Origin of the sequence: Acinetobacter sp. YH12076, from assembly GCF_013419525.1 — a bacterium.
Lineage (GTDB): Bacteria > Pseudomonadota > Gammaproteobacteria > Pseudomonadales > Moraxellaceae > Acinetobacter > Acinetobacter amyesii.
Window position 1 is genome coordinate 151,892 of sequence record NZ_VOZY01000009.1, and the last position, 6,382, is coordinate 158,273.

At 39.8% G+C, this 6,382-nt stretch carries 6 protein-coding genes and 1 rRNA gene; all 7 read right to left on the reverse strand.

Features of this window, described 5'->3' with window-relative positions:
• Positions 1-176 precede the first annotated feature (176 nt).
• Positions 177-1,478, reverse strand: coding sequence for a histidinol dehydrogenase (gene hisD, locus FTU22_RS10950; RefSeq protein WP_180094436.1), 1,302 nt, complete (start codon positions 1,476-1,478; stop codon positions 177-179).
• A gap of 200 nt (positions 1,479-1,678) precedes the next feature.
• The gene (hisG, locus tag FTU22_RS10955; protein ID WP_180021457.1) at positions 1,679-2,380 is read right to left on the reverse strand and encodes an ATP phosphoribosyltransferase; all 702 of its coding nucleotides are present in this window, start codon (positions 2,378-2,380) and stop codon (positions 1,679-1,681) included.
• Positions 2,380-3,636 (reverse strand): UDP-N-acetylglucosamine 1-carboxyvinyltransferase, encoded by a 1,257-nt coding sequence (gene murA / locus FTU22_RS10960; protein ID WP_180094437.1) that lies wholly within the window; start codon positions 3,634-3,636, stop codon positions 2,380-2,382. Before murA ends, hisG begins: the two co-directional genes overlap by 1 nt.
• Before the next feature lie 6 nt (positions 3,637-3,642).
• Entirely contained in the window at positions 3,643-3,894 is a 252-nt protein-coding gene (gene ibaG / locus FTU22_RS10965) for a BolA family iron metabolism protein IbaG (RefSeq protein ID WP_180034593.1), read from the reverse strand.
• Between the two features lie 135 nt (positions 3,895-4,029).
• Positions 4,030-4,362, reverse strand: a complete 333-nt coding sequence (gene hpf, locus FTU22_RS10970) for a ribosome hibernation-promoting factor, HPF/YfiA family (protein WP_078191195.1) — start codon at positions 4,360-4,362, stop codon at positions 4,030-4,032.
• Positions 4,363-4,531: 169 nt separating this feature from the next.
• Positions 4,532-5,986, reverse strand: a complete 1,455-nt coding sequence (locus FTU22_RS10975) for an RNA polymerase factor sigma-54 (protein WP_180094438.1) — start codon at positions 5,984-5,986, stop codon at positions 4,532-4,534.
• 277 nt (positions 5,987-6,263) lie between these two features.
• Positions 6,264-6,378: ribosomal RNA gene (gene rrf, locus FTU22_RS10980) — 5S ribosomal RNA — on the reverse strand.
• Positions 6,379-6,382: the final 4 nt, after the last annotated feature.

Below are 6,382 nucleotides of genomic sequence, written 5' to 3' on the forward strand. Positions count from 1 at the left end.
TTTGCTCTTTTTCACCCTCTCCTAACCTCTCTTGCACTTCGCTTTAAAGGAATCCTTAAAGCTCGTTCAGAGAGAGGAATATTCATTTTATGAGATTTCCCCTCTCCTTTCAGGAGAGGGTTAAGGAGAGGTTTATAGTTTTGGAAAACTAAGTTTTTCACCTAGTCTATATTTTATTACTGATAACGATAGCGTGCTGAACGCGCATGCGCGTCTAAGTTTTCCTGCTGCGCCAATGTATCAGCTGTTTTCGCTAAAGTTTTCACACCATCTTCAGAGCACATGATTAAGCTTGAGCGCTTTTGGAAATCATAAACACCGAGCGGTGATGAGAAACGCGCTGTGCCTGAGGTTGGCAACACGTGGTTTGGACCTGCACAATAATCACCAATCGCTTCTGGTGTATAACGTCCCATGAAGATTGCGCCGGCATGGCGGATATCTTCAGCCATTTCCTGTGCTTGATCCAAGCACAGCATCAAATGTTCAGGCGCAACTTGGTTAATCAATTCGGCGCCTTCAGCACGGTCTTTGACTAAAACCAATGCGCCGCGGTTTTCGATTGAAGTACGCGCAATATCCGCTTTTGGTAACGCTTCTAAATGCTTTTCAATCCATTGCTCAACTTGATCTAAAAGTTCTGCATCTGGCGTAATAAATACCGCTTGAGCCACAGTGTCATGTTCCGCTTGTGACAATAAATCCATTGCCAGCCATTCAGCATTGTTTTGACCTTCGGCATAGACCAAAATTTCGGATGGCCCTGCAATCATATCAATACCGACTTGACCAAATACTGCACGTTTTGCTGCAGCAACAAAACGGTTGCCCGGGCCAGTAATTTTGTCCACAGATGGAATAGTTTCTGTACCATAAGCCAATGCTGCAACCGCTTGCGCGCCGCCAATGGTAAATACACGGTGTACGCCGGCTAAGTAAGCTGCTGCCAAAACCAATGGATTCAAATCACCATTCGGCGCAGGCACCACCATAATAATTTCAGGCACGCCAGCAACATGCGCAGGTACAGCATTCATCAATACAGAAGAAGGATAAGAAGCTAAACCGCCCGGCACATAGATACCCACACGGTCCAGCGGTGTGACTTTTTGACCAAGCGTATTTCCTAAAGCATCAACATAGGTCCAGCCGTCTTGCTTTTGCGCTTGGTGAAATTCACGAACACGGTTCGCAGCCAGTTCTAAGGCTTCACGCACTTCTGAACTTAAACCCTCAAATGCTGCTTTCAACTGTGCTTGCGTCAGCTCTAATTCTGAGAATTGATGCGCTGGATGTCGATCGAACTGCTGTGTCAATTTAAGAACATGAGCATCACCATGCTGACGAACATCAGCAATGATTTGGTCAACGGTTTTTAAAAGTTCTGGATCATTCACAGTTTCAAAAGCCAACAAGTCAGCAAAAGCTTGCTTGAAGTTTTGATCTTGAGTCGATAAACGTCGCATCAATTTACCCACAAGGTAATCTATTGGAAAAGATTAGTTTACCTGTTTTACAGCAGCTTGTGGACATCTATCGCATGTGTTCATGTGGAGTTTTATTGAAAATAACTTTCGTTAAAATTGGTGAAATACAGTTTTAACATTATTTTTCAGTTTTCATAAAAAAACCGCCCAAATTTGAGCGGTTTGATCAGCATAGCTAGAAACTTAATAACTTATGCTTTTTTTGCTTGCTCGCGTTCTTCCACGGCTTTTTCTAGCTGTGCAAGAATTGGATTCAACAAAGTTTGTTTACGTTTAAAGCTTGCTTTGTTCACGATTAAACGTGAAGACACTTTACAGATTTCTTCCAAAGGCTCTAAACCATTGGCACGTAAAGTATTCCCGGTATCCACAACATCGACAATGTAATCACCTAAACCAACCAATGGTGCAAGTTCCATAGAACCATACAGTTTGATCACATCAACTTGTTCGCCTAAGCTTGCATAATATTGACGGGTCAAATTGACGTACTTGGTTGCAATCTTTAAACGACCTTTCGGACGAACCATGCCGACTTTACCAGCCGTCATTAACTTACAGTTGGCAATTTTTAAGTCCAATGGTTCATACACATTTTGTGCACCATGCTCCATCAGCACATCTTTACCTGCCACCCCAATATCTGCAGCACCATTTTCAACATAAGTTGGTACATCAGAAGCACGTAAAATTAAAATACGTACGTGCTTATGGGTCGTTGGAAAAATTAACTTACGAGATTTATCCGGATCTTCCAATAAGTTAATGCCAGCTGTTTCCAACAATGGCAAAGTTTCTTTTAAGATACGTCCCTTACTTAATGCTAAAGTTAAACCATGATCAAAATTGCCCATTACGTCAAAATTGGGATCATCGTTTCTCATATCGCTCATTAACTTACTCGCTTAATTTGGGCACCTAAACCTTGTAACTTCGCTTCCACATCTTCATAACCACGGTCAATATGATAGATACGGTCAATCAACGTTTCCCCATCAGCGGCAAGTGCTGCTAAAACCAATGAGAAAGAAGCTCGTAAATCAGTTGCCATCACCGGTGCAGCAGATAATTTCTCTACACCTGTAACAACAGCATCATTACCTTCAACCTGAATATTAGCACCCATACGTGCTAATTCAGGTACATGCATGAAACGGTTTTCAAAAATCGTTTCTGAAATTGTGGCAAAACCACGACCAATTGCATTCACCGCCATCAGCTGTGCTTGCATATCGGTTGGAAATTCTGGGTGTGGTAAAGTTTGGAAACTTACTGCTTTCGGGCGTTTACCCATCATATCCAGTTCAATCCAATCTTCACCGCGCGTAACTTCCGCGCCCATTTCTTCAAATTTATCCAGTACAGACTCCAACAAGTTTGGATCTGTATGCGTGGTTTTGATTTTACCGCCAGTTATTGCCGCAGCAGCAAGATAAGAACCTGTCTCGATACGATCTGCAACAACGGCATATTCACAGCCATGTAAGCTTTCAACACCTGTAACAACCAAAGTATCTGTGTCCAAACCTTCGATTTTTGCACCCATCTTGATCAACATATTAGCAAGATCAGTAATCTCGGGTTCACGAGCCGCGTTACGAATCGTGGTGACACCGTCTGCAAGAACCGCAGCAGTTAGAATATTTTCAGTACCACCAACTGTGACCATATCAAAGACAACTTCGCCACCTTTTAGACGACCATCAACTTTGGCATGCACATAGCCAGCTTCAACTTCAATTTCAGCACCAAGTGCTTCTAAAGCTTTTAAATGTTGATCTACAGGGCGTGAACCAATTGCACATCCACCCGGCAAAGACACTTTTGCATTACCATAGCGCGCCAATAACGGCCCAAGCACCAAAATAGATGCACGCATGGTTTTCACGAGTTCATATGGTGCAAATTGGTTATCTAAGCTAGAAGTATCTGCCTTAACCGTATCACCTTCATAACTGATTTGAACACCTAAACCTGCGATCAATTTCACTAAGGTGTTCACATCTTTTAGATTTGGAACATTGGTTAATGTAATAGGTGTATCCGCAAGGATAGTTGCAGCGAGTAATGGCAATGCAGCATTTTTCGCACCAGAAATACGAACTTCACCTTCGAGCTTAGTACCGCCCTGAATCAGAAATTTATCCATTAATTATTAAGCTCCGAATAAGCTTGCTTTGCGCCATTCTTCTTTGGTCATTGCACGAATTGTTACTGCATGTACTTCACCGCTGGCAATGTAGGAGTTCAAAGGTGCATAAACAGATTGTTGACGAGCAACAGGACGTTTCCCTTCAAATTGATCATCGACGATGCGTAGATCATATTTGCCGCCTTGCCCACTAACTGCAACCTCAGCTTCTGGAAAAGCAGCTTTTAAAATTTCAGTGAGCTGTTCACTATTCATCACAAGACCCCATATAGGACTAACGGTGTAAAACCCGTCATTTTACTATAAATCTAAAAAATAATTCATTAGTCACATACATTATATATATAAAAAAAGAGGTTATAAAAAACCTCTTTTTGTACAATGTACAATCTAAACCGTTAAAGGCATATAAATGAGCTGCATTTTTCGATGTTTATGCAATTGTTTTTTTAATTTTTCAGACAATTTTTTGATCGAGGTATACATATCATCAGCGCAAGCTTGCGCAAAAAGTTCGGTCCCGGGTAATCGTATAATCGCTTCTGCAATGTGATTATCACTGCCTTTTTTTGAACGTTTATCAACTTGATGATCTTTAGTCAACTTAACTTGCATACTATTGACCTGATCTAAATGTTTGGTCATTTCCGCAAATTTAAGACGAATATTTTCTTCTATTGCTGGCGTAATTGTTAAATGGTGGCCACGAATTGTAATCTGCATAATTCTATCCCTCACCTTCTTTCAGGACTGGAAAAGTTCAAGCCGAATTATCCAACTCAATATGCGAAGCATACATTTACACGATCAGATCATTTCGGCTATTCCTTATATAAAAAAGAGATTCATTATTTCGTCATAATGAACCTCTAGAATAGTCAGATTTTCAAATTTAGATCAACACTTTTCGCTCTGAAGATGATGGAATATGTAACGATTCACGATACTTCGCAACCGTACGACGAGCAACATCAATACCTTCCGCATTAAGCAAAACTGCAATTGCATTATCAGACAAAGGCTTACGTGTATTTTCTTCTGCAATCAGCTTTTTAATTTTTGCACGAATTGCAGTCGAAGACGCTTCCCCACCCGATGACGTTCCAACATGACTTGAGAAGAAATATTTCAACTCAAATAATCCACGTGGTGTGAGCATATATTTATTTGTGGTTACACGGGAAACTGTGGATTCATGGAGTTCGACTTCTTCGGCAATGTCTCGTAGTACCAAAGGCTTCATTGCCTCAGGTCCTTGTTCAAAGAACGCTCGTTGATGCTCAACAATACATGTCGCTACTTTTAATAATGTTTTATGTCGTTCATCAATACTTTTAATGAAATTCTTTGCTTCAAGCATTTGATTTCGTAAATATTGATTATCGTCACTTTGATCTGCACGCTTGATCATATTGGCATAAAAAGAATTTACCCGTAGTTTTGGCATTACATCAGGATTTAATTGAACCAACCAATGTTCATTCTTTTTTAAGACCACAACATCTGGTATTTGATAGTCTGAATCTTTATCTTCAAACTCTTGCCCTGGATGCGCTTTTAATGTTTTTAACAAAGAAATGGCTAGTTTGAGCTGTTCTGTATTTAATCCCGTTTGCTTAATCAACTTGGGTAATTCATTGGTAATCAGCAACTCATAATTTTTCAATAATAAAATAGCTTCATATCGATATTCAACATGTTCAGGAAGATTTTCAACTTGCACCATTAAACATTCGGCAAGATTGCGTGAGCCTACCCCTACAGGATCTAGACGCTGAATATGCTTTAAAACTACTAAAACTTCGTCATCTTCGACTTCTTCTTCATAATCCATAGAGTCTAAAAGATGCTGAACCGATTGGGTAATTTCATTTAAGTCACAATCTAAAAAACCTTTGTTATCTAAAGCATCGATAATACAGTGTGCAATTAGTTTATCGATCACAGAAAAGTGTAAAAGATTAACTTGCTCAAGCATATGCGCTTGTAAACTTTGATGCCCCTGCCGATTATCTTCGCGCTCTTCAAATTCAGCAGCACCTAAACTTGTGGGTTGATGGGTATATACATCATCCCATTCTGTATCCACTGGTAACTCATCAGGTAAATGATCGGCATTTAATTCATTGGTTAAGTCTTTATTTTCCCTTTCTTGTTCTTGTAAGCTATTTAAACTTTCAACGGTATTTTGTTCTTCAACTTTCTCTAATAGAGGATTACTGTCGAGTTGGATTTGAATTTCTTGTTCCAATTCCAAACTTGAAAGCTGTAATAAACGAATGGCTTGTTGTAATTGAGGTGTTAATGATAAGGAATTGGCAACCTTTAACCCCATCGCTAATTTCATTAATAACTCCCCCTATAATTAACCGCACTTTATAAGCAATTTTTATGCCGTTTTATTTTTTATAGCATAATTTCGAAGAGAACGCCCGATTTTTTGTCTTTTTTAGACTCATTATTCAGCTAATTTATTCTTTTATTAGGAACAATTCACCTTATAAATGAATTATTTAATTAGATATATTATTAATTTCATTCTATTTCCCTCTCCATTTTCTTTCCCTTTTTCCCCAAGCATAAAAAAAGCCCCCTGCTATTTGCAGAGGGCTTTTGGAATAATGAGCTGGCGATGACTTACTCTCACATGGGTAACCCCACACTACCATCAGCGCTAAGAGGTTTCACTTCTGAGTTCGGGAAGGGATCAGGTGGTTCACTCTTGCTATTGTCGCCAGCACAA

What these genes read in the sequence shown, in the direction of transcription:
- hisG (WP_180021457.1), bottom strand. Translation starts at nt 2,380, where the DNA reads ATGAGCGATATGAGAAACGATGATCCCAATTTTGACGTAATGGGCAAT.
- murA (WP_180094437.1), bottom strand. Translation starts at nt 3,636, where the DNA reads ATGGATAAATTTCTGATTCAGGGCGGTACTAAGCTCGAAGGTGAAGTT.
- ibaG (WP_180034593.1), bottom strand. Translation starts at nt 3,894, where the DNA reads ATGAATAGTGAACAGCTCACTGAAATTTTAAAAGCTGCTTTTCCAGAA.
- hpf (WP_078191195.1), bottom strand. Translation starts at nt 4,362, where the DNA reads ATGCAGATTACAATTCGTGGCCACCATTTAACAATTACGCCAGCAATA.
- FTU22_RS10975 (WP_180094438.1), bottom strand. Translation starts at nt 5,986, where the DNA reads ATGAAATTAGCGATGGGGTTAAAGGTTGCCAATTCCTTATCATTAACA.